Genomic DNA, 22,106 nt, shown 5'->3' with positions numbered 1-22,106 from the left:
CATCAGACCTTCGATAACCGTCTACAATCCGCTCAGCGACTGGACCATGGCGTCCAGATTGGCCTCAGCGGCCGCCAGCAGGGCCAGCTGGGTCTCCATGGATTGCTCCCGGGCGTCGAGCTGGCCGCGGCGCTCACCCAGGCTCTGCAGGACCTGCAGTTCAGCCGGCGACAGACCGGCCTCCCGCGCCAGCTCCGCCGCCGTCGGGGCGCAGACCGCAGCAGGGGTCGGAATGGCGGCGGATGCGGCGGCGTCAACGCCTTCGACGGTCGGCGCAGTCTCGTTCGCCGGAGCCTTTCCGCCCCCCTCCTGGGCGAAGGCCCGGGCCCCGGACAGCAGGTCGGGCAGGGCCTGGGCGCCCGCCAGGGCGTTGACCACCAGGACGCCGCCGATGGCGACGCCAATGATCGGCAGGATGCGCGGGACAGATTTCATCGGCGGCCTCGGCTCAAATAGCCCTCGGTCTCGGCGGGGGGGGTGTCGAACAGATCTTCCTCAAGCGCTCGGGCCATCTTGGAGAGAGGCCGGGAGGGACGAGCTATCGGCGAGATTTCCCGCTCGGGGTCGGCCCGGGGCCGCGGCGGCCGCAGTTCGTGCGCCCCGGACAGCAAAGCGCCCAGTCGCCGTTCGGCCGCCCGCTCGGCGGCCTCGGCTTCATGCAGGGCCGGCCCTTCACGGACCTGGCGCTCCAGCCGACCGCTGAGCTGGCGCGCCTCAGCCACCCGGTCGCCCAGGGTCTCGGCGGCCTCGTCGGTGGCCGCGCGCAGGTCGGCCAGCCCCTGCTCGGCCCGACGGGCCGCGGCGTCCAGCTCCGCCACGGCCTGGGCGAAGCCCTCGTGGCTGTCGCGCAGGGCTTTCAGTCGACGGTTCAGCCGCCAGCCCATGATCAGGGCCGCCGTCAACAGGACCGCCAGCAGGACGTTCATGGAGATCGCCACAAGACTCATCAGAACCTCTGCACGGCTTTGCGCGCCTGCGGCGAGAGGGGAGCCTCGACGCGGACGGCGATGTTGTGATTTCGACGGCCCATGTGGCCGCGGGTCAGCGGAATGCTGCCGGCTCTCAGCTCCACCGGGCTCTCCGGAGTGGCGTTCAGGATGATGGTTTCGCCAACCTGGAGGTTGAGCAGTTGCTGCAGGGGGATCTGCAACTCGTCCAGGACGCAGCGGACCTCCATCTGGGTGGTCCAGAGTTCGGTGGCCAAGTGGCCTTCCCAGATATTGTCGCGACCGAACTTCTCGCCCATGAACTGCTGCAGCAGCATCTTGCGGATGGGTTCAAGGGTCGCATAGGGCAGCAGCAATTCGATGCGCCCGCCCCGGTCTTCCATGTCGATGCGCAGCTTGACCAGGATGGCGGCATTGGCCGGCCGAGCGATGGCGGCGAAACGCGGATTGGTCTCCAGCCGGTCCAGGACGAAATTCACCGGCGTCAGAGGCTCGAACGCCGCCCGGGCGTCGGCCAGCACCACCTCGACCATTCGCTGGACCAGCACCCGCTCGATGGTGGTGTAGGGCCGCCCTTCGATCCGCATGGCCGCGGTGCCGCGGCGCCCGCCCAGCAGCACGTCGACGATAGAGTAGATCAGGTTCGAATCGACCGTCAGCAGGCCATAGTTTTCCAACTGCTCGGCCTTGAAGACCGCCAGGATGGCCGGCAGCGGGATGGAGTTCAGATAGTCCCCGAACCGGATCGAGGAGATGTTGTCGAGGCTGACCTCGACATTGTCCGACGTGAAATTGCGCAGGGAGGTCGTCATCAGCCGCACCAGGCGGTCGAAGACGATTTCGAGCATCGGCAGACGCTCGTAGGAGACCAGCGCAGAGTTGATGATCGCCCGGATGCCTGTCCGTTCGGAGGCTTCATCATCGGAGAGATCGAAACCTAGAAGGCTGTCGATTTCATCCTGATTGAGGATGCGCTCGGTACCGGCGAAGGGATCCGCGTCGCCGCCGGCGCCCCAGGCGTCAGCCCCGTTCTCGGACATGTCGTTGTCGTCTGCCATGGCGAAAGCTCAACTGAAGACCGCAGTGGCGGCTCAGTTGATGAGCATCTCCTCGATCAGGACGGCGTTCACCTTGGCTGGGGAGATCACCAGGTTGACCCGGCGCAGGATCTCCATGCGCAACTGATAGCTGCCCTGGCTCCCCGAAAGGTCCTCTGGGCGCAGCTCGCGCAGGAAGGTCTGGAACATGTCCTGCAACCGGGGAAGATTGGGGTCGAGCTCGGTGGCGACCGCATTGTCGGGAAGCTCAAGGGTCAGACGTAGCTTGAGGAAGGTGGCCTTACCCTCAGGCGTCTGCATGTTCACCACGATGTCGGGCATGGTGTAGAAGACCACGCCATCGGGGCCGGGGCGGATCACCGCCGGGCTTGCCGGAGCGTCGCCGTCCTTGCCCTTGCCCTTCTTCTCGGATTTCTCGGCCTTGGCCTTCTCGGCCTCGGCGCCTTCGACGGCCGGCTTGGGAGCCAGGAAGACAAAGGCCGCTCCGCCGCCGCCCCCAAGAACCACCAGGGCGCCGACCCCGGCGATGATCAACATCTTGAGCGGCGGCTTCTTCTTGGCCGGCGCGCCTTCGCCCTCAATGGCGTCTTCGTCGCCATCGACGGGGGCTTGCTTGTCCTTGGCCTTGGCCACGCGCGCGGCTCCTTAGAATCTTACCCCTCACCCATGCGACAGCGGTGGTTAAGGATAGGTTTTTACACCTGTTAACGGCGGCCGATCCTGCCCGGCAGTTTCGGCCAGGGGGTCGAAATTAACCTTCTTAACCTATGTTTTTATTGTCTTTTTCGGCTGGCCCAAAGCTTGCAGGCGTCTGGTGCGAAATCCTGTCGCAGCCAGGGAGGCGAACAGATGGACAATGCGATCTATGTCGGCCTGTCTCGCCAGATGGTGCTTCGACGCGAGATGGACATCATCGCCAACAACGTCGCCAACGCCGATACGGTGGGCTTCAAGGTCGAGTCGATGATGGCGCGGACCGAGCCTGGGGCTCCCGCCTCGACGATGGGCGCGCCGCGTCCGGTGAAGTTTGTCCTTGATGGCGGCGTCGCTCGGGATTTCGGCCAGGGTGGCCTGTTCAGCACCGGCTCCGACCTTGATCTCGGGATTGAGGGTGAGGGCTTCTTCGAGGTCATCACCGACGAGGGTCCCCGCTACACCCGCGACGGTCGTTTCCGCCTCGACGAGCTTGGCCGGATCACCACCCAGGGCGGCCTGCCCGTGGCCGGCCCCGGCGGCGGCGAGATCGTCATCAATCCCGAGGACGGCAGTGTCACCATCGCGAAGGACGGCACGGTCAGCCAGGGCGACAACATCATCGGCCGCGTAGCCGCGATGCGCTTTGACGATCTGTCGGTGCTGGAAAAGACCGGCGACAACCTGCTGCGCAACACCTCCAACCTCGACCCGATTCAGGCCCCCGATGTGCGGATGCACCAGGGGATGCTTGAGGGCTCGAACGTCAAACCCATCCTGGAGATCACCCGGCTGATCGAGGTCACCCGGGCCTATGAGAGCATCACCAAGATGATGGAATCCTCCGCCGATCTGTCCCGTCGCGCTGTCGAGCGCATGGGCCGGGTCAACTAGAACCTAGAGAAGGTCGTCACCCATGCAGGCACTTCGTACCGCCGCGACGGGCATGTCCGCCCAGCAGCTGAATGTCGAGGTCATCTCGAACAACATCGCCAACATGAACACGGTGGGCTTCAAGAAGCAGCGCGCCGAGTTCCAGGATCTGCTCTACCACACCATGGAACGGGCCGGCGCTCAGTCTTCCGAACAGGGCACCATCGTCCCCACCGGCATCCAGATCGGCGGCGGCGTGAAGGCCGGCTCTGTCTACCGGATCACCGAGCAGGGCGCCGTCACCCAGACAGGAAACCCCTATGATCTCGCCATCGAGGGCCGCGGCTTCTTCCAGGTCCTGATGCCTTCCGGCGAGACCGCCTATACCCGGGCCGGCAACCTGTCGCTGAACGCCGACGGCCAGTTGGTCACGGAGGATGGCTACGAGATCCAACCCGCCATCGCAGTGCCGGGGGATGCGACCTCGATCTCCATCTCCAAGGGCGGTCAGGTTCAGGCGATCCGCGCCGGCCAGACCGAACCCGAGGTGGTGGGCCAGATCGAGCTGGCCAGCTTCGTCAATGAGGCCGGTCTGAACGCCATCGGCGACAACCTGCTGATGGAGACGGCCGCCAGCGGCCCCGCCAATGTCGGCGCGCCAGGCGCCCTGGGCTTCGGCAACCTGCTGCAGGGCTACACGGAGGCCTCCAATGTCGACGCCGTGACAGAGATCACCTCCCTGATCGTCGCCCAGCGCGCCTATGAAATGAACTCCAAGGTCATCTCCGCAGCCGATGAAATGCTGCAAGCCGCCAATGCGGTGAAGTGATGAGGATGCTCCGCTCCTTCGCCCTTGCCGCCGCCCTCTGGCTCGGCGCCGCCGCCATCGCCCAGGCCGCCATACCGGTGACCTTGAAGGCCGAAACGGTGAGCGCCGATGGGGTTGTGACCCTGGGCGACCTCTTCGACGGCGCCGGCTCGGCGTCTGGCGTCCGCGTGGCCGCCAAGCCTGGCCTCAGCGTCGTGCTGGACGCCGGGGCGGTGCAGCAATTGGCCCGTCGGGCCGGCCTCGACTGGTCCAATGAGACCGGTATCCGCCGGATTGTGGTGCGCAGCGGCGCCAGCGGCGGAACCGCCGCCGCCGCCGCGCGGCCGGGGAATGTCGAAGTCCTGACCTATGCCCGCAGCCTGGCGGCCGGGGACATCGTCCAGCCTGAAGACCTGATCTGGGCCAAGGCCGCCATGGCGCCCTCCGACGCCCCCCGAGACGCGGAAGACATAGTGGGCCTGGCCACCCGCCGGCCCCTGCGGGCGGGCTCAGCAGTTTCAGCCCGCGATGTCAGCGCCCCTCAAGTCATCGCCGCCGGCGATATCGTCACCCTGACCTATGAAGCCGCCGGGATGATGCTGAGCGTCAAGGCCAAGGCGATGGGGCGCGCCGCACTGGGCGAGGGCTTCGCCGCCCAGAACCTCACCTCCAAGCGAACGGTTCAGGCCGTCGCCACCGGCCCCGGCCAGGCCGCCGTCGGACCTGGCGCCGATCAGATCCTGGCCAGCCCGGCCGCCCGCTACGCCCTGCGTTGATCGCCCTTCTTCTGCTGAGAGAGACCGCGCCATGCGCTTCGCCACCCTCGCCCTCCTCGCCCTGTTGCCACTCGGCGCCTGCTCGACCGTCCAGGAGGCGATCGCCGGGCCTGACCTGACGCCGGTGCGCTACCCGGCCGCCCTGGTTCCGCAGCAACAGGTCATCCTCAGCTCGGCCAACCAGCCCATGCCGACGCCGGCCTCGGCCAACTCCCTCTGGCGCACCGGCGCCCGCGCCTTCTTCCTGGACCAGCGGGCGAACCGCGTCGGCGACATCGTCACCGTCCAGATCGAGATCGATGACCGGGCCCAGACCTCGAACTCCACCAACAGCAGCCGCAGCGGCGGCATGTCGGCCGGGGTGCCCAACTTCCTGGGCCTGGAATCGAGCCTGGGCCGGATCCTGCCCGGCGGCTTCGACCCGGCCAACGCGATCTCCACCAATTCAGCGTCCAATAATTCCGGCTCCGGCTCGGTTTCCCGCTCGGAGAAGATCAACCTGGTGATCGCCGCCGTGGTCACGACCGTGCTGCCCAATGGCAATATGATGATCCAGGGCACCCAGGAGGTCCGCACCAACGGCGAGCTTCGCCAACTGTCGGTGGCCGGCATCATCCGGCCGGAAGATATCACCTCCTCCAACACGATCCGGCACTCCCAGATCGCCGAAGCGCGCATCAGCTATGGCGGCCGCGGCGACATCAGCCGTATGCAACGCACCCCTGCGGGCCAGGCCATCGTGGAGTCCTTCTCGCCCTTCTGAGGCCCAGGCATTGAACCGAGCGGCTCTTGGCAGCGTTTGCCCTGGGAAGGAGACGCCCCATGCGCACCCGTTCGGCTTTTGGCCTCTCGGCCGCCCTGGTCATCGTCGCCGCCTGCGCCCATCAGGCGACCGAGGCTCCGGCGCCGATGTCGTGGTCCTACAACCACACCCAGAGCGAGGGCATGAAGCTGATCTATGGTCAGCCGCAATCTGACAATGTGCTGGTGATGCTCAGCTGTCAGCCGAACTCAGGGCTCGTGGAGGTGGCGGTCACCACGCCTGAGAACACGACCCACCCCGTCGGCCTTGTGTCACGGGAGGCCCGACTCTCGCTGACCGGCGAGATCGCGCCGACCCCCACCGCAGGTGTCGGCGTCCTGATCGACAACGCCGCCGTCGACAGTCCTACCCTGCGCCAGTTCGCCGAGACCGGCGAGTTGGCTGTCCACGCCAAAGGGAAGACCTCGTCGACCAGCGCGCGCGGCCAGGACCGGGCCTTGGTCGCCGACTTCTTCGGCCAGTGCGGTCAGCCCGTCTGATATGATCAGCCTGGAGCCGGCCCCCTCCCGAGGCTAAGCTCCGGGCATGATGCGCCAACTCACCCTGAGCCTCCTCCTGACCACCACCATCCTTGCGGCGCCTGCGAGCGCCCAGGATCGCGCCTGGGCCTATCGCCCCGCGCCGGATCCGGCCCAGCTTGGCTATGCTACGCCCGATAGCGACGACCTGGTTCTGGCGCTGAGCTGCAGCAAGGACAGCCGCCAGCTCGTGGCGCATTTCCCCGTCGATCGAAGGCTGGCGACGACTCTTGTGGGTGGGCGATGGCTCGACGACGTCGGTCGCGCAGCGCCATGGCCGGTCAGTGTGACCATCGCCTCCGGAGAGGTTCAGACGACCATTCCCGGGCAGGCCGATGTGGACGCCCTGGGCGAAGGGTCCATCATCCAGGTGGAGTTTGCCGACCGCGCGCCGGTGGCGGAGGCTTTCGCCCGTACCGGCCAGATCCGGTTCTCCGCCCTCGGCGGCATGGTCGAGCCGCCCCCGGCGCCGCGCCGGGAATTGCGGAGCTTCCTGCGCTATTGCCGCTGATCAGGCGCGGCGGCCGGCGGCGGCGACCACGTCGGCGCCCAGGGCCGCCAGCGCCGTGCGCACGACGCCCTCGGCGTCGAGACCGGCCTGGGCGTACATGAGTTCGGGCTTGTCGTGATCCTGGAAGATGTCCGGCAGGGTCAGGGTTCTGACCTTCAATCCGCGATCCAGCGCGCCGTGATGGGCCAGGGCCTCGAGAACGAAGGCGCCGAAGCCGCCCATGGCGCCCTCTTCGATGGTGATCAGGGCCTCATGGTCCCGGGCCAGGCGCATGATCAGGTCGATGTCCAATGGCTTGGCGAAGCGGGCGTCCGCCACGGTCGTGGAAAGACCCCGGGCGCCTAGCATATCAGCGGCCCGCAGGCATTCGGGCAGTCGCGTGCCGAAGGACAGGAGGGCGACCGAGCTGCCCTCTCGAACTATACGTCCCTTGCCGATCTCCAGCGGAGCGGCGATGTCGGGAATGGCGACGCCAGTCCCCTCGCCGCGGGGATAGCGGAAGGCGCTGGGGCGATCGTCGATCGCCGCGGCGGTGGCCACCATGTGGGCGAGTTCGGCCTCATCGGCCGCCGCCATCAGGATCATGCCCGGCAGCGCGCCCATGAAGCCCACATCGAAGGAGCCGGCATGGGTCGGGCCATCGGCGCCCACCAGGCCCGCCCGGTCGATGGCGAAGCGCACGGGCAGGCTCTGGATGGCCACGTCGTGGACCACCTGATCATAGCCCCGCTGCAGGAAGGTCGAATAGATGGCCGCGAACGGCTTCATGCCGTCGGCGGCGAGGCCGGCGGCGAAGGTCACCGCATGCTGTTCGGCGATCCCCACATCATAGGTGCGGTCCGGGAAGGCCTGCCCGAACAGGTCGAGACCCGTACCTGAAGGCATGGCCGCGGTGATGGCGCAGATGGCCGGGTCCCGCTGCGCCTGCTTGATCAGCTCGGTGGCGAAGACCTTGGTGTAGCTGGGCGCCTTGGCCTGGGCCTTGGCCTGCTGGCCAGTGACCACATCGAACTTGACCACGGCGTGATGCTTGTCCGCCGCGCTCTCGGCCGGGGCGTAGCCCTTGCCCTTCTGGGTCACCACATGGACGAGCACCGGGCGGTCGACGATGTCCCGGGCGTTCTTCAGCACCGCCACCAGGGCTTCCATGTCGTGGCCGTCGATGGGGCCGACATAGTAGAAGCCCAGTTCTTCAAAGAGCGTCCCGCCGGTGACCATGCCGCGGGCGTATTCTTCGGCCTTGCGGGCCGCCTCCTGGATCGGCCGCGGGAAGGCCTTGGCCACCGACTTGCCGAGATTGCGCAGGGACTGATAGCCGCCGCCGGACACCAGGCGGGCCATATAGGCGCTCATCCCGCCCACCGGCGGAGCGATGGACATGTCGTTATCGTTGAGGATGACGGTCAGCTGCTTGGTGGTCTCAGCTGCGTTGTTCATGGCCTCGTAGGCCATGCCCGCGCTCATGGAGCCGTCGCCGATCACCGCCACCACGCGGTTGTCGCGCCCGGCTTGATCGCGAGCCGCGCAGAAGCCCAGGGCCGCAGAGATCGAGGTCGAGGCGTGCGCCGCGCCGAACGGGTCGTATTCGCTCTCGGCCCGCTTGGTGAAGCCCGACAGCCCGCCGCCCTGGCGTAGGGTGCGGATGCGGTCGCGCCGGCCGGTGAGGATCTTGTGCGGATAGGCCTGGTGGCCGACGTCCCAGATCAGGATGTCCTTGGGCGTCTCATAGACATGGTGCAGGGCGACGGTGAGTTCGACGACCCCAAGGCCTGCGCCCAGATGACCGCCGGTCTGGGAGACCGCATCGATCGTCTCGATACGAAGCTGGTCAGCCAGGGTCTGGAGTTGTGTGACGGCGAAACCGCGGGTGTCAGCCGGCGCGGAAACCTGATCCAGGAGGGGGGTTTTTGAGGGCATGAAGGGGTGAACAACCGATGCGGCGGCTAATTTCGGCGCTGTAGCACATAATCGACGCTCGCCCGCAGGAAATCAGCCGGCGGGCCGAAGGCGTCCAGGTGCGACTTGGTCTGTTCAATCAGCAGATTCAGCCGCTCGCGGGCGGCGCCGGCGCCCAGCAAAGTGACATAGTTGGCCTTGCCCCGGGCGGCGTCCTTGCCCGCCCGCTTGCCCATAACATCAGGATCGCCCTCAGCATCGAGCAGGTCATCGACGATCTGGTAGGCCAGACCCAGATCCTGGGCGAAGGCCATCAGAGGCTGGCGGCGGGTATCGGCGGAATGGGCCATGGCCAGGGGCAGCTCGAAGGCGCAGGCGATAAGGGCGCCCGTCTTCATCCGCTGCATCCGCGCCACGGCGCCCAGGTCGTCCCGCACCCCCAGAAGATCGATCATCTGGCCGCCGCACATGCCTTTGGCGCCGCTGGCGGTCGCCAGGCGGAGGACCAGCTCAGAACGGACAGCCGGGTCCGGGTGCGTGTCAGGGTGAGCCAGAATTTCGAACGCCGCGGCCTGCAGGGCGTCGCCGGCCAGGATGGCGGTGGCCTCGTCATAGGCCTTGTGCACCGTGGGCCGCCCATGGCGCAGGTCGTCATCGTCCATGCTGGGCAGATCGTCATGGATCAGGCTGTAGGCGTGCACGCATTCCAGGGCGCAGGCCGCCCGCAGCAACGGACGCTCCTCCACCTCGAACATGCGGCCGGTCTCGATGACGAAATAGGGGCGCATCCGCTTGCCGGGTCCCAGCGCGGCGTAGCGCATGGCCTCGGTCAGTCGGGCCTCGGGGCCATCGGCCCGGGGGAGCAGTTCGTCGAGGGCGACCGTGACCAGGTCAGCGGCCTCGGCCACGCGGCGCTCGACTTCCGACGCCATCAGTTGAACTCGGCCGGTTCAGTCCCCGGAGTCCCCTGGGCGCCGACCACGATCTTCTCGACCCGCAGGCGGGCGGCGTCCAGACGTGATTCGCAGTGCGCCTTGAGCAGCGCGCCGCGCTCATAGAGGCGGATGGAATCGTCCAGGGCGGCCTGGCCGGACTCCAGCTTGGTCACAATGCCTTCCAGTTCGGCGAGCGCCTGTTCGAAAGTCAGGGCTTGGATGTCGTCGGTGTCGGCCATTTCGCTCCTCGCGGGAGCCGCCAACCTAGAGATGAGGGACGGTCGCCGCAACGGGCCACCCGGCCTACCGCCGTCAGGGGCGCTCGAAACGCCGCATGGACCAGTATTTGTAGCCCTGGCTGACTGCGATCCGCCAACCTCGGCGGCGCAGGGCCCGCCCGACCATGAAGTTGAAGAAACCGTGGGCGAGCACCACGACGTCCTGGCCAGCTTCGGCCGCAGCGATCAGACGCTCGGCGGCGGCCGCCGCGCGGTCTTCCGCCTGGCGGCGGGTCTCCTCGCCCTCATGATGATCAAAGAACCACCAGCAGACCCGCGCCAGGAAACCCCAGTAGGAGGGCCGCATCTTGATGAAGGCCGGCAGGTTGGGCGGCGGCAGGGGCGCCTCGACGAACAGCGCCTCGCTGGCGAAGTCCCGGCCCCGGGTCAGGGCGATGGCGGTCTCGATCGATCTCTGGCGGGTGGAAGAGAAGACGACGCCGGCGCTGGCGACGAACTCCATCAGGGTGTCAGGCGGCGTCTGGCCCGGCAGCAGGCCCAAAACCTCATACTGCGCCCAGAAACGCCGGTAGCCCTCGGCGTTCAGCCAGACGCGACGGCTCAGCGCCGGCTCTCCATGGCGAGCGAGAATGATGGCGCCGGGGCGAACGGCTCCCGAGGGCGCGGGGGCGGCAGAATCGACGGTCACAGAATCGGCCATGTCATCCCAGGGTTCGCGCCAAGCCAGCCCAGCGCACCCTTCACCCCTGTTGCAGGGCCAGGACGTGCGCCACCGCCGACCGGCCCAGAGCCTCAAGGTCGTATCCGCCCTCGAGCGCCGACACAACCCGGCCGCGCGAACTGGCCCTGGCCACGGCCACGATCTGCTCGGTGGCCCAGCCATAGTCCTCGGCGCCCAGCTGCTGTCCCCCGGGGCCGCCGCCCAGGGGGTCGAGCCGGTGGGCGTCGAAGCCCGCCGAAATGAGGATCAGATCGGGTCTGAAGTCCGCCACCCTGTCCATCAGACTGGAAAAGGCCGAGCGCCAGCCCGCGACCCCGCCGCCGGCCGGCGAAATGGCGTTGACCACATTGTCGGCCACCACCTGGTCTGGATGCCCGGTGCCGGGCCACTGGGGCCATTGCTGGACCGAGGCGAACAACAGGCCTGGCCGGCCGGCAAGGGCGGCCTGGGTGCCATTGCCGTGATGAACATCGAAGTCCACCACCGCCACCCGCTCAAGCCCTGAAAGCTGGGCCACCCGGGCGCCGATGGCGACATTGGAGAAGATGCAGAAGCCCATGGCCGCGCCGGGTTCGGCATGATGGCCGGGGGGACGCACCGCGCAGAAGGCCCGCTCGAACTGGCCGGCGGCCACGTCCCGGACGGCCGCGGCCACCGCGCCCGCCGCCCGCCGGGCGGCCAGCAGGGTGCCTGGAGACATCACCGTATCCTCGTCCAGGCGGGTCAGACCGGCCCGGGGCGCGGCGTCGAAGATCCGCTGCACGTAGTCAGCGTCGTGGACCAGCAGCAGGTCGGCCAGTTCAGCCTGAGGGGCGTCACGGGGTTCGAAGTCCAGGGCGTCCTGCGCCTCCAGCGCCTCGATCACCGCAGCCAGTCGCTCAGGGCGCTCGGGATGGGTGGCCCCCGGGCGGTGGTCGAGCATGTCCTCATGGGTGTAGAGGCCGATCATAAGCCCATACTAACGGACGCTTGAGCCTTTGGAATGCAGGACGTGATCATCCGCCGCGCGGGCACCGGCGACATTCAAACCCTGACGACGTTGGGGCGCGCCACCTTCACCGAGACCTTTGGCCATCTCTATCCGGCCCAGGACCTGGCGACCTTTCTCAGCACAGCCTACGGGACTGACTACCTAAGCGCGGCCCTGGCGGATCCTGACTGCGCCCTCTGGCTCGTCGAGAAGGACGGCCAGGCGGTGGGTCATGCCCTGGCCGGCCCCTGTGATCTGCCCCACCCCGAAGTGACCCAGGGGGCCCGGGAGGTGAAACGGCTCTATCTCAGCCGGACGGCCCAAGGCGGGGGCCTGGGGGCGCGTCTCTTCGAGACCGTTCTGGACTGGTTGGAGCGTGACGGACCCCAGGATTTGTGGCTCGGGGTGTGGTCGGACAACCATGGGGCGCAGCGGTTCTACCGGCGGTACGGGTTCGCCCCGGTGGGCGAATATGGCTTCGCCGTAGGCGCCACGGTCGACCGGGAGTTCATTTTTCGGCGCCTGGGGTAGATTTTCTAACAACACCGTCACATTTGCTCGCCATATGCCCTTGTTCATGGCGTCAATCCCGCCGCATTGGCGGATTATTGCCGAGATTTAACTCCAGGCGCTTTGACGCGGGGCCCGGGTTCGGGGCATTTAGGCCCCTGTCGTTTCTGTGCGGAAGGGCGTCGGTTGAATGCTGAGAATTGGCTATGTTCGCCTGCGTGACGCGCGATCGTCCGAGGATACCGCAGTCCTGAAACAGATGGGCTGTCATGTGGTTCGCGCTGAAGAGCCCGCCGCGCCTGGCGGGGATGAAACCGCCGTCCTCTATTCCATTCTCGACTTCATTGGCGAAGGCGATCAGCTGGTGGTCACCCGGCTGGATCAGCTGGGCCATTCCACTCGCCTGGTCCTGCGGGTGATCGACCGGCTTGAGGCCCGTGGCGCCAGCCTGTTTGTCGTCGAACCTGACCTGACCACCGATGGGGAGGGCGGCCGGGCCCTGCGGGCCGCCCTGAAGGCGGTCGCGGCGGTGGAGCCGGCCTGGGCTGGCCGCAAGCGCCGCAGCGCGCCCAAGACCGAGGACATCCGCGCCCTGCAGCAGGCCGGCGTCGGTCCTGTGGAGATCGCCCGGCGCCTCGGGGTGTCCCGCATGACGGTCTGGCGCAAGCTCCGGGCCATGGAAGCCTAGAGGTCGAGGCGCAGTCTGGCGGCCTGAGGCTTTCGCGTTCCGGCGCTGGACATCGCAGCCCCGCCGCCCCATCCTCAGCAGTCAAACGTCTGTTCGTCCCGCTGTTGGGAGGCCTGCCCATGTTCATGCAATTCTTCACCGAGCTGCGCCAAGCCAAGGTCCCGGTGTCCTTGAAAGAGTACCTCATGCTGATGGAGGGGCTCGACAAGATGGTCATCGATCGCACGGTCGAGGACTTCTACTACCTGTCCCGAGCCGCGCTGGTGAAGGACGAGAAGAACATCGACCGGTTCGACCAGGTGTTCGGCCACGTCTTCAAGGGCCTGGAAAAGGTGGACGGGGTCGGCACGGCCGACATTCCCGCCGAGTGGCTGGAAAAGATCAGCGAGAAGTTCCTCACCGAAGAGGAGAAGGCGCAGATCGAGGCCATGGGCGGCTTCGACAAGCTCATGGAGGCGCTCGCCGAGCGCATGAAGGAGCAGAAGGAGCGCCACGAGGGCGGCAACAAGATGATCGGCACCGGCGGCACATCGCCCTTCGGCGCCAACGGCTATCACCCTGAAGGCATCCGCATCGGCCAGGACAAGGGTCGCCACGGCAAGGCGATCAAGGTCTGGGACAAGCGCGAGTACAAGAACCTCGACGATTCCGTCGAACTCGGCACACGCAACATCAAGGTCGCCCTGCGCCGCCTCCGCAAATGGGTCCGCGAGGGCGCCACCGAAGAGCTGGATATGTCCGGCACCATTCGCGGCACGGCCGAGAAGGGCTATCTCGACATCCATATGCGGCCCGAGCGCCGCAACAAGGTGAGCGTCCTGATCTTCTTCGATGTCGGCGGCTCGATGGACGCCCACATCAAGATCTGTGAGGAGCTGTTTTCCGCAGCCCGCTCTGAATTCAAGAACATGGAGTTCTACTACTTCCACAACTGCCTCTATGAGACCGTGTGGAAGGACAATCGCCGTCGTCATGCCGAGAAACTCAACACCTTCGACGTGCTGCACAAGTACTCCAGCGACTACAAGGTGATCTTCGTCGGCGACGCCACCATGAGCCCCTATGAGATCACCTATCCGGGCGGCTCGGTGGAGCACTGGAATGAGGAGGCCGGCGCGGTCTGGATCGACCGGGTGGCGCAGATTTACGAACACATGGTCTGGCTGAACCCCACCGCCGAGCGGCACTGGGCGCACACCCCCTCGGTGGAGGTGATGAAGCAGCTGGTGAATGATCGCATGTATCCCCTGACACTCGAGGGCCTGGACAAGGCCATGCGCGAACTGGCGCGCTAAGGGTTTGGGGATTAGCTGCGGCGCCGTTCCCCTCCGGCTGATAGGCTTGAGGACGGACGTTTGAGAATCGCATGACCGAAGCCGTACCCCCACCGCCGCCGCAGCCCGAAGCGGACATGCAGGAAGCCGCCACCAAGGCCGCCGTCTTCTGCGCGGCTGAGCGGCTGTTCGCCCTGCAGGGCTTCCAGAACGTCTCGGTGCGCGACATCACCGCCGAGGCCGGGGTGAATCTCGCCTCGGTGAACTACCATTTCGGCTCCAAGGACGGGCTGCTGTTCGAGATCTTCCGCCGGCGCACCGCCGAGCTGAACCGAGAACGGGCCCGGATGCTGCACGAGGCCAATGACCGCCATGGCGGCAAGCCGCCGGTGCGCGACATCCTCGAGGCCCTGTTCGCCCCGCCCCTGAAGTGGGCCGATCCGGCCGGGGACCGGCGCATCTCCGTCCAGTTCATCATCCGCGCCCGCAGCGAGGGCACCGCCCAGATGCGCGACGTGCTGCAGAACGACGTCTCCCACCTGCGCCGTTTCGCCGACGCCCTGATCGCCGCGCGGCCCGAGTTGGCCCTTGAGGACGTCTACTGGCGGCTGCACTTCTGCCTGGGCATGGTGCACAACAACCGCTTCGCCGAGTTCGACCGCCTGCACCACCTGTCTGACGGCCTGACCCGGGAACAGGACGCCGATGGGCTGCTCAGCCGCATGCTGGACTTCGCCGAAGCCGGGTTCCTGGCGTGAGCGGCGGCCCGCACGTCACCCATGTGGCGAGCCGGCCGGGACACAGCTTTTCCAAGACATTGCAGGACGCCATCACCCTGGTCGCCGGTCTTGGCGTCGAGGGCGACGGCCATGCCGGCGCTACTGTGCAGCACCGCTCACGGGTCGCCCGGGACCCGACCCAGCCCAACCTGCGGCAGGTTCATCTGATCGCCGGCGAACTGCATGACGAGCTGAACGCCGCGGGCTTCGAGCTTGGCCCCGGCGACCTGGGGGAGAACCTCACCACCCGGGGGATTGATCTGATCGCCCTGTCCACAGGCGCGAGGCTTCACCTGGGCCAGGGGGCGGTGATCGAGGTCACTGGCCTGCGCAATCCCTGCGTCCAGCTTGACCGCTTCCGCCCTGGTCTGATGGCCGCCTGCCTCGGCCGCGACGGCGAGGGGCGGCTGGTGCGCAAGGCCGGCGTGATGGGCATCGTGCTGGCCAGCGGTCAGGTGAAGCCCGGCGACGCCATCAGGATCGAGGCGCCAGCCGCCTTCCGCGCCCTGGAAAAGGTCTAGCCCTTACCCGCCAGGGACCAGGCCAGCTTCAGGTCCGCGATGAACTGCCCTTCGGCCCGCGCCTTGGCCTCGGCGTCCGGCACTCGCAGCAGATAGGACGGATGCCAGGTGACCACCGCCTGGGCCTGATCCTCCAGCTGCAGGACCTGGCCCCGCACCTTGCTGATGGGGGAAGCCTTGCCCAGCACCGCCCGCGCCGCCGTCGCGCCCATGGCCACGATCACCCGCGGCCGGACAAGCCGCCGCTCGGCGTCCAGCCACCAGCGGCAGGCCTCGATTTCGGGCGCCTCCGGGGTCTTGTGAATCCGCCGCTTGCCCCGCAGCTCGTGCTTGAAGTGCTTCACCGCATTGGTGACATAGGCCTCCCGCCGGGGGACGCCGGCCGCAGCCAGGGCCTGATCGAACACCTGGCCCGCAGGCCCCACGAAGGGACGACCGGCCAGGTCCTCCTGGTCGCCGGGCTGCTCGCCGACGATCATCAGCCGTGCGCTGGCGGGCCCCTCCCCGGCCACCCCTTGGGTGGCGTCGCGCCAGAGCGGGCAGCGGCGACAGGCGTCCACGCCGGCGGCCACAGCCTCCAGGCTGTCGGGCGCCGCCCCATCGAAAGTGGCGTCGCGGCTGGCTCGTTGAGCGGCCCGAACGATGCGGCGGGCGGGTTGGGAGGGGGCCTTCTCAACCATCTGGGTGGTCCGATCTCCTGCGGCGCGGGTCATCTCTGGAATGAGCGCGGCCTCCGGCAGGTTGCGCCAATAGCGCTTGGGCATTTCCCGAACCATGGTCGCCGGGCGCAGCCGGGCCGGGTTGAAGGTCGAGGCGTAGTAGGTCCGCCAATAGGCCTCCAGGTCATCGCCGGCCGGCGCGTCGGCCGGATCGGCGCCGGGGGAGAAGCTGAGGGCGTCAGTATCCCAGTGGGCGCAAACATCCGGGGTCAGGATCGAGAAGGCCATATTGCTGAACCGCCGCGTGAAGAAGGGCGCGGTGGCCTCAGTCACCCGATGGGCCGGCTCGAACCAGGCGACGAAGGCCTCGCCCTCGCCGGCCGTCTCCACCTCCCGAAAGCGGACAAAGGCCTTCATCTTGTGCGCGGCGCGGTTCACCTGGCTCTGCATGTCGAGCGCCAGGGCCACATCGGGGTCGCTGGCGATCTCCAGTAGCCGCGGCGTCGCCTCCAGCCGCCAAAGCAGGCGGTAGAGCAGGTCGAAGCGTTCGGCCGACCGGTGTAGCGCCACCCGGCTGGCGAGATCCACGAAGGCCCGGCTGACCTTGAAGCCGCCATCCCCCGCCGCGGGGGCCTGTGGCGTCTCCGCCGGAAACAGGCTCGCTTGGCCGCCATCGACAGTCCAGAGCACGTCAGCCGGCGCGGCCGCCTCGGCGCGCAGAGCCCGGGCGGCGGCCCGCCAGCCGTCGAAGTCGGTTTCGGACGCCAGCCGCACGACGCGCATCAGAACAGGCTCAGCTGCTGCGGCGGCGGAGCGAAGCGCTCTCTCAGATCAGCCCGGTCGGCCAGGGCGCCCGGGCTCCAGTCGCTGGCGATGACGAAGGGCTTCAGCTTCTCGATGCTGCGGGCCAGGCGCTTCACATCGGCGAGGTTCAGCCGCGTCAGCTTCCGCGCCGCGATCATCCGATCCACGCTCCGAGTTCCCAGACCCGGCACGCGCAGCAAGGTCTCGCGAGGCGCCGTATTCACGTCGACCGGAAAATCGGCCCGGTTGCGCAGCGCCCAGGCCAGCTTGGGGTCGATGGCCAGGTCGAGGTCTTCCCCCGGCCCGATGATCTCGTGGGTCTCAAAGCCATAGAACCGCATCAGCCAGTCGGCCTGATAGAGCCGGTGCTCGCGCATCAGCGGCGGTCGCTGGACCGGCAGGGACTTGGCAACGTCCGGGATCGGGCTGAAGGCCGAATAATAGACCCGCCGCAGCCCATAGTTTCCGTAGAGCGTATTCGACCGCGCCAGGATCTCCCCGTCGCTGGCGCCGTCGGCGCCGATGATCATCTGGGTCGACTGGCCGGCCGGCGCATATTTCGGCGCCCTCGTTTTGCGGGCCGGCTCCTTGCCCGCCTCGATGCCCAAGCGCACCGCCCCCATGGCCTTGCGGATGACGCCGGCGTCCTTCTCCGGGGCGAAGGCGGCCAGACTCTCCTCCCGGGGCAACTCCACATTGATTGAGACCCGGTCGGCATAGAGGGCGGCCTGATTGGTCAGCTCCACCGAGGCCTCAGGGATCAGCTTCAGGTGGATGTAGCCGCGGAAGTCATGGGTGGTGCGCAAGGTCCGCGCGACCGCCACCATCGCCTCCATCGTGTAATCGCTGTTGCGGATGATGCCCGAGGAGAGGAACAGCCCCTCGATATAGTTGCGCTTGTAGAAGCCCAGCGTCAGGTCGACCACTTCCTGGACGGCGAACCGCGCCCGGGGCGTGTTCGACGACACCCGGTTCACGCAATAGGCGCAGTCATAGATGCAGTAGTTGGTCAGCAGGATCTTCAGCAGGCTGACGCACCGACCGTCTGGCGTATAGGCGTGGCAGATGCCCATGCCCTCGGTGGAGCCCACCCCCTTGCCCCCCAGGGAATCCCGTTTCCCCGCCCCGGATGAGGCGCAGGACGCGTCGTACTTGGCCGCGTCGGCGAGGATGGAGAGCTTCTGCTTCAGATCGAGAACGGACATGGGGCCACTCTAATGTTCACCCATTGTTCTGCAAGCGGAGCCGTGTTTAGCGGGACAATGGGGTTGCGATCCTGGCCGGGCTTCCGGTCATAATGCCGATGCGCCATCAGACGGGATCCAAATGGACAGCGACCTGATCGACAGGATTTACGAGTGTTCCGTCGTGCCGGAGCTCTGGCCCAGCGTGCTCGATGAGCTCGCCGAGATGACCGAGGCCCGCGGCGGTCTGCTGTTCTCGGCCCGCAAGGTGCTTTGCTGGACCGCTTCGGGATCGATCCGCGATGTGTTCGAGGACTATGTCAACGACGGCTGGTTCCTGCGCTGCCCCCGGCGTCCCTGCCTGATGAGCCAGGCCCAGCCCTCATTCTTTGTCGAACAGGATTTCTGGAGCGAGGACCAGATCGAAGTCGATCCTATCTACCGCGACTTCTTCAGACCTCGGGGTCTGGGCTGGTCGGCGGGCACGGGCCTGCAGGTGCCCACCGGCGATTCCATCATTTTCTCCGTGGAGCGGACACTTGAGCGGGGGCCGTTTGAGGCCGAGGACGTCGCGGCCCTGAATGAACTGCGCCCCCACCTGGCCCGCAGCGCCCTGGTCAGCGCCCGTTTGGGCCTGCAACGCGCCCAGGGCGCCACCGAGGCCCTCAGCGGACTGCGCCTGCCGGCCCTGTTGCTCAATGAGGCCGGGGCGGTGATCGAGGCCAACCCCTGGATGGAGACCCTGTCGGAGCAGGTGAAGTTCGGCGCCGGCAATCGTCTGGTCCTGGCCGACAAGGCCGCCCAGGATCAGCTCGCCGCCGCGCTGAAGGCGATCAACACCCAACCGGGGGCGGAGCGCTGCACCTTCCCCCTGCGCGACGAGCTGGGGAAGGCGACGATGGTCCTCCATCTGATCCCCATCAGGCGATCGGCCCACGACATCTTTGGCCAGAGTTTCGCCCTCCTCCTCGTGACGCCGGTGAGCAGCGAGCGGACCCCGGCCGCCAACCTCCTGCGCTCCCTCTTCGACCTGACCCCGGCCGAGGCCCGGGTGGCCCAGGGCGTCGCGGGCGGCAAGACCCTGGAGGACCTCGCTGTGGCCGGCGATGTCTCGATCAACACCGTCCGCAACCAGCTGCGCCGTGTCCTGGAAAAGACCGGCTGCACCCGCCAGGCTGAACTCGCCGCCCTGCTGGCCAGCGTGGCGGTAGGGGCGGCGCCGTAGCCCCCGAGGGCGCTGCGCCATCTGAGTTTCGCCACATTCGCCCCCTAGCAGCCCCTGGTGAAGCTTCTGGGGTGGGCGAATGAAAATGCCAGCTTTGGCTCTTGTCGTGGGGACGGGCTTCCTCATCGCAGCCTGCGCCGAAGAAACCGGCTCCCAGGCCCGACCCGCCGCTGACGCAGGCGCCGCGGCGACCTCACCCGAAGGCCGCCCCTACGCCCTCAAGGACACCCAGGTCTGGTCCGTGCCCGATCCGGTTTCCGGCCGCGACTACGAGGTCTTTGTCAGCCTGCCGGCCGGCTATGAGGCCGAGCCGCAGCGACGCTACCCCGTCCTCTATGTCACTGACGCCGACTACGCCTTTCCCATCCTGCGCCAGATCGCCCGGCGGATTAATCTGGATGGGCCGGTGACGCAGGACTTCATCCTCGTGGGCCTGTCCTACGCCAAGGGCGAAGGCGGGGCGGCGTCCCGCAGCCGCGACTACACGCCGGTCCCCTGCCATCCGGCCAGCCGTTGCGCCCTGGCCCATGGGGGCGGCGACGCCTATCAGGCCTATCTGAAGGGCGAGGTCCTGCCCTTCATCGAACGCCGCTTCCGGGCCAATCCTGACGCCCGCGTGCTGCTGGGCCACTCCTATGGCGGTCTGCTGGGCGCCCAGATCCTGTTCACCGATCCGACGATGTTCCGATCCTATGTGTTGGGCAGCCCCTCCTTCTGGTTTGGCCAGCGCCACATCATGACGATGGAGGCCGACTATGCGCAGGCCAACAAGGACCTGCCCGCCGAGGTCTTCATGTATATCGGCGCCTTCGAGACGCCGGGTCCTACCCCGCGCCACGCCTCGCGCTACGACATGGTCGGCCAGATGGCCGCCATGGAACAGGTCCTGAAGTCCCGCAACTATCCGAGCCTGAGCCTGCGATCGACCGTCCTTGCCGACGAAGACCACCTGACCGTCGCCCCGGCCGGCTTCACCCGCGCCCTGCTGGCCGTCCTACCGACGAAGCCGTGAAGATGGCGGCCCCCTAAACCCCGACCGGCACAGGCCCACTGGCGCGCAGCCGGGCGGCGTCGCGGGCGGGCGGGGCGCCGAACAGGCGGGCATATTCCCGGGAGAACTGGGAGGGGCTGTCATAGCCCACCTGGAAACCGGCGGCCTGGGCGTCGGCGGCTTCACCCAGCATGAGGCGGCGGGCCTCCTGCAGGCGAATCTGCTTCTGATACTGCAGCGGGCTCATGGCGGTCACCGCCTTGAAGTGGTGGTGCAGGGCCGAGGGGCTCATCCGCGCCTCATGGGACAGCCGCTCGATGCTGAAGGGCTGGTCGTAGTTGGCGCGGATCCAGGCGATGGCGCGGCTGACCTGGGACAGCCGGCTGTCCGGCGCGCCGATCTGGCGCACGATGCCGGCCTGGTCGCCGGTCAGCAGCCGGAAGTGGATCTCCCGCCGGATGATGGGGGCCAGCACCTCCACATCCTGCGGCCGGTCCAGCAGGCGCAGGAGCCGGGCCACCGCATCGGTCAGTTCGGGTGTGTTGCGGCTGAGATGCAGGCCCCGCGAGGTCTCGGCCCCGGCGGCGGGCGGCCGCTGCAGCATCAGCTCCCGGAGCAGAGCCGGATCCAGATCCACGCGAACACAGAGATACGGCCGCTCAGGGCTCGCCTCCACCACCTGGCCGGTCAGAGGCAGATCGACCGACACCACCAGGTGGCTGGCCCTGTCGTAATAGAAGGTCTCGTCGGCCAGCATCACCACCTTGGCGCCTTGCGCGATAATGCAGACCGCCGGCTGGTGCAGCACGGGCACGCGCTCAGTAGGTCCGCCATAGCGGATGACCGCCAGGCCAGGAACAGGCATGTCGTGCATGCCATCCTGTGGCGCATGCCGGGTGATCAGTGAGGCAAGAAAGTCCATGAGACTTGCTCTCACGCGCCCTGGCCCACCGCAAGGCAAAGGGTCGCCTGCGGGAGGATCGTGCAAGAACCGCGGAGGACTGGTCTAACGCACGATGCTCCACCTGCCGCATCTCTGGTCTCGCCAAGACAAGGAGACGGCCATGACTGAGATTGCAAACAAGGTGGTGCTGGTGACCGGCGCGAGCAGCGGCATCGGCGAGGCCACGGCCCGTGAGCTGGCCGCCGCCGGCGCGACAGTGGTGCTGGGCGCCCGACGGGTGGAGCGACTGGAAGCCCTGAAGAGGCAGATCGAGGCCGATGGCGGCAAGGCCGTGGCCCGGAGCCTCGACGTGACCTCCCGCGAGGATGTGAAGGCCTTCGTCGAGGCTGCGCAGGCGCAGTTTGGCCGCATCGACGTGATCATCAACAATGCCGGCGTCATGCCGCTCTCGCCGCTGGCCGCCCTGAAGGTGGACGAGTGGGACCAGATGATCGACGTGAACATCAAGGGCGTCCTGCACGGCGTCGCCGCGGCTCTGCCGATCATGGAGGCCCAGGGCCACGGGCAGATCATCAACATCGCCTCGACCGCCGGACACCAGATCCTGCCGAGCGCGGCGGTCTATTGCGCCACAAAGTTCGCGGTGCGGGTGATCTCCGAGGCCCTGCGCCAGGAGACCGACAAGGTGCGGGTGTCCGTCGTCTCGCCGGGCGTCACCACCTCGGAGCTGGCCGAGACGATCACCCATGCGGAGACGGCGGCCTTCATCGACGACTATCGCAAGAAGGCCATTCCGGCT

Annotated in this window: 26 protein-coding genes; 14 read left to right on the top strand and 12 right to left on the bottom strand. The window is 67.4% G+C overall.

The window, feature by feature from the left end; genetic code table 11:
* Nucleotides 1–21: 21 nt before the first annotated feature.
* The 4 genes from Q7V15_RS15395 to Q7V15_RS15380 are packed head-to-tail and all read right to left on the bottom strand — an operon-like array spanning nucleotide 22 to nucleotide 2,638.
* Nucleotides 22–435, bottom strand: a complete 414-nt coding sequence (locus Q7V15_RS15395) for a hypothetical protein (protein ID WP_304756671.1) — start codon at nucleotides 433–435, stop codon at nucleotides 22–24.
* The gene (locus Q7V15_RS15390; RefSeq protein WP_304756670.1) at nucleotides 432–947 is read right to left on the bottom strand and encodes a DUF6468 domain-containing protein; all 516 of its coding nucleotides are present in this window, start codon (nucleotides 945–947) and stop codon (nucleotides 432–434) included. The genes Q7V15_RS15395 and Q7V15_RS15390 overlap by 4 nt, the downstream gene beginning before the upstream one ends.
* Nucleotides 947–2,005, bottom strand: a complete 1,059-nt coding sequence (gene fliM, locus Q7V15_RS15385) for a flagellar motor switch protein FliM (RefSeq protein WP_370689827.1) — start codon at nucleotides 2,003–2,005, stop codon at nucleotides 947–949. The genes Q7V15_RS15390 and fliM overlap by 1 nt, the downstream gene beginning before the upstream one ends.
* Before the next feature lie 33 nt (nucleotides 2,006–2,038).
* On the bottom strand, nucleotides 2,039–2,638 hold the full coding sequence (locus tag Q7V15_RS15380) for a flagellar basal body-associated FliL family protein (RefSeq protein WP_304756669.1): 600 nt from the start codon (nucleotides 2,636–2,638) through the stop codon (nucleotides 2,039–2,041).
* Between the two features lie 216 nt (nucleotides 2,639–2,854).
* On the opposite strand from Q7V15_RS15380, the gene flgF reads away from it, so the two are divergent.
* From flgF to Q7V15_RS15350, 6 genes are read left to right on the top strand one after another with little or no spacing between them, the layout of a single operon-like run.
* Entirely contained in the window at nucleotides 2,855–3,592 is a 738-nt protein-coding gene (flgF, locus tag Q7V15_RS15375) for a flagellar basal-body rod protein FlgF (RefSeq protein ID WP_304756668.1), read from the top strand.
* 22 nt (nucleotides 3,593–3,614) lie between these two features.
* The gene (flgG, locus tag Q7V15_RS15370) at nucleotides 3,615–4,400 is read left to right on the top strand and encodes a flagellar basal-body rod protein FlgG (RefSeq protein WP_304756666.1); all 786 of its coding nucleotides are present in this window, start codon (nucleotides 3,615–3,617) and stop codon (nucleotides 4,398–4,400) included.
* Between the two features lie 5 nt (nucleotides 4,401–4,405).
* Nucleotides 4,406–5,155, top strand: coding sequence for a flagellar basal body P-ring formation chaperone FlgA (gene flgA, locus Q7V15_RS15365; RefSeq protein ID WP_305307631.1), 750 nt, complete (start codon nucleotides 4,406–4,408; stop codon nucleotides 5,153–5,155).
* 31 nt (nucleotides 5,156–5,186) lie between these two features.
* Nucleotides 5,187–5,918 (top strand): flagellar basal body L-ring protein FlgH, encoded by a 732-nt coding sequence (gene flgH / locus Q7V15_RS15360; protein WP_304756663.1) that lies wholly within the window; start codon nucleotides 5,187–5,189, stop codon nucleotides 5,916–5,918.
* Nucleotides 5,919–5,977: 59 nt separating this feature from the next.
* Nucleotides 5,978–6,457: a hypothetical protein gene (locus Q7V15_RS15355; RefSeq protein WP_304756662.1), complete on the top strand. Its 480-nt coding sequence runs from the start codon at nucleotides 5,978–5,980 to the stop codon at nucleotides 6,455–6,457.
* A gap of 46 nt (nucleotides 6,458–6,503) precedes the next feature.
* A complete protein-coding gene (locus tag Q7V15_RS15350) occupies nucleotides 6,504–7,007 on the top strand; it encodes a hypothetical protein (protein ID WP_304756661.1) in 504 nt (167 codons plus the stop codon).
* On the opposite strand, the gene dxs is transcribed toward Q7V15_RS15350, so the two are convergent.
* The 5 genes from dxs to Q7V15_RS15325 form a co-directional block, all read right to left on the bottom strand.
* Nucleotides 7,008–8,924 carry a 1-deoxy-D-xylulose-5-phosphate synthase gene (gene dxs / locus Q7V15_RS15345; protein ID WP_304756660.1) on the bottom strand — a complete coding sequence of 639 codons (1,917 nt, stop codon included), beginning with the start codon at nucleotides 8,922–8,924 and terminating at the stop codon, nucleotides 7,008–7,010.
* A gap of 26 nt (nucleotides 8,925–8,950) precedes the next feature.
* Entirely contained in the window at nucleotides 8,951–9,835 is an 885-nt protein-coding gene (locus tag Q7V15_RS15340) for a polyprenyl synthetase family protein (protein ID WP_304756658.1), read from the bottom strand.
* Nucleotides 9,835–10,077 carry an exodeoxyribonuclease VII small subunit gene (locus tag Q7V15_RS15335; RefSeq protein ID WP_304756657.1) on the bottom strand — a complete coding sequence of 81 codons (243 nt, stop codon included), beginning with the start codon at nucleotides 10,075–10,077 and terminating at the stop codon, nucleotides 9,835–9,837. The genes Q7V15_RS15340 and Q7V15_RS15335 overlap by 1 nt, the downstream gene beginning before the upstream one ends.
* A 73-nt stretch (nucleotides 10,078–10,150) precedes the next feature.
* Nucleotides 10,151–10,777: a histidine phosphatase family protein gene (locus Q7V15_RS15330; protein ID WP_304756656.1), complete on the bottom strand. Its 627-nt coding sequence runs from the start codon at nucleotides 10,775–10,777 to the stop codon at nucleotides 10,151–10,153.
* 40 nt (nucleotides 10,778–10,817) lie between these two features.
* Nucleotides 10,818–11,747: a histone deacetylase family protein gene (locus tag Q7V15_RS15325; protein WP_304756654.1), complete on the bottom strand. Its 930-nt coding sequence runs from the start codon at nucleotides 11,745–11,747 to the stop codon at nucleotides 10,818–10,820.
* A gap of 33 nt (nucleotides 11,748–11,780) precedes the next feature.
* Between Q7V15_RS15325 and Q7V15_RS15320 the strand changes: the two genes are divergently transcribed.
* From Q7V15_RS15320 to Q7V15_RS15300, 5 genes are all read left to right on the top strand, one after another.
* Nucleotides 11,781–12,299 (top strand): GNAT family N-acetyltransferase, encoded by a 519-nt coding sequence (locus Q7V15_RS15320; protein ID WP_304756652.1) that lies wholly within the window; start codon nucleotides 11,781–11,783, stop codon nucleotides 12,297–12,299.
* Nucleotides 12,300–12,468: 169 nt separating this feature from the next.
* Nucleotides 12,469–12,966, top strand: a complete 498-nt coding sequence (locus tag Q7V15_RS15315) for a recombinase family protein (protein WP_304756651.1) — start codon at nucleotides 12,469–12,471, stop codon at nucleotides 12,964–12,966.
* A gap of 119 nt (nucleotides 12,967–13,085) precedes the next feature.
* Entirely contained in the window at nucleotides 13,086–14,261 is a 1,176-nt protein-coding gene (locus tag Q7V15_RS15310) for a VWA domain-containing protein (RefSeq protein WP_304756650.1), read from the top strand.
* A 71-nt stretch (nucleotides 14,262–14,332) separates the two neighbouring features.
* Nucleotides 14,333–14,998 (top strand): TetR/AcrR family transcriptional regulator, encoded by a 666-nt coding sequence (locus Q7V15_RS15305; protein WP_304756648.1) that lies wholly within the window; start codon nucleotides 14,333–14,335, stop codon nucleotides 14,996–14,998.
* On the top strand, nucleotides 14,995–15,540 hold the full coding sequence (locus Q7V15_RS15300) for an MOSC domain-containing protein (RefSeq protein ID WP_304756646.1): 546 nt from the start codon (nucleotides 14,995–14,997) through the stop codon (nucleotides 15,538–15,540). The genes Q7V15_RS15305 and Q7V15_RS15300 overlap by 4 nt, the downstream gene beginning before the upstream one ends.
* On the opposite strand, the gene Q7V15_RS15295 is transcribed toward Q7V15_RS15300, so the two are convergent.
* Nucleotides 15,537–16,982: a UdgX family uracil-DNA binding protein gene (locus Q7V15_RS15295; protein WP_304756644.1), complete on the bottom strand. Its 1,446-nt coding sequence runs from the start codon at nucleotides 16,980–16,982 to the stop codon at nucleotides 15,537–15,539. The two genes, Q7V15_RS15300 and Q7V15_RS15295, sit on opposite strands and share 4 nt — an antisense overlap.
* On the bottom strand, nucleotides 16,982–18,208 hold the full coding sequence (locus Q7V15_RS15290) for a putative DNA modification/repair radical SAM protein (RefSeq protein WP_304756643.1): 1,227 nt from the start codon (nucleotides 18,206–18,208) through the stop codon (nucleotides 16,982–16,984). The genes Q7V15_RS15295 and Q7V15_RS15290 overlap by 1 nt, the downstream gene beginning before the upstream one ends.
* Before the next feature lie 121 nt (nucleotides 18,209–18,329).
* Between Q7V15_RS15290 and Q7V15_RS15285 the strand changes: the two genes are divergently transcribed.
* Both Q7V15_RS15285 and Q7V15_RS15280 read left to right on the top strand, forming a co-directional pair.
* Nucleotides 18,330–19,412 carry a helix-turn-helix transcriptional regulator gene (locus Q7V15_RS15285; protein WP_304756642.1) on the top strand — a complete coding sequence of 361 codons (1,083 nt, stop codon included), beginning with the start codon at nucleotides 18,330–18,332 and terminating at the stop codon, nucleotides 19,410–19,412.
* A 79-nt stretch (nucleotides 19,413–19,491) separates the two neighbouring features.
* Nucleotides 19,492–20,424 (top strand): alpha/beta hydrolase, encoded by a 933-nt coding sequence (locus Q7V15_RS15280; protein WP_304756640.1) that lies wholly within the window; start codon nucleotides 19,492–19,494, stop codon nucleotides 20,422–20,424.
* A gap of 13 nt (nucleotides 20,425–20,437) precedes the next feature.
* Here the strand turns inward: Q7V15_RS15280 and Q7V15_RS15275 are convergent, their stop codons facing one another.
* A complete protein-coding gene (locus Q7V15_RS15275) occupies nucleotides 20,438–21,325 on the bottom strand; it encodes an AraC family transcriptional regulator (protein ID WP_304756638.1) in 888 nt (295 codons plus the stop codon).
* 142 nt (nucleotides 21,326–21,467) lie between these two features.
* Between Q7V15_RS15275 and Q7V15_RS15270 the strand changes: the two genes are divergently transcribed.
* The coding region (locus Q7V15_RS15270; protein WP_304756637.1) for an SDR family oxidoreductase at nucleotides 21,468–22,106 on the top strand (639 nt) is incomplete at its 3' end.

Source organism: Phenylobacterium sp. (assembly GCF_030651755.1).
Classification (GTDB): Bacteria; Pseudomonadota; Alphaproteobacteria; order Caulobacterales; family Caulobacteraceae; genus Phenylobacterium.
Note: the sequence above shows the minus strand (reverse complement) of the source record. Positions and strands in the feature narration are given on the sequence as shown.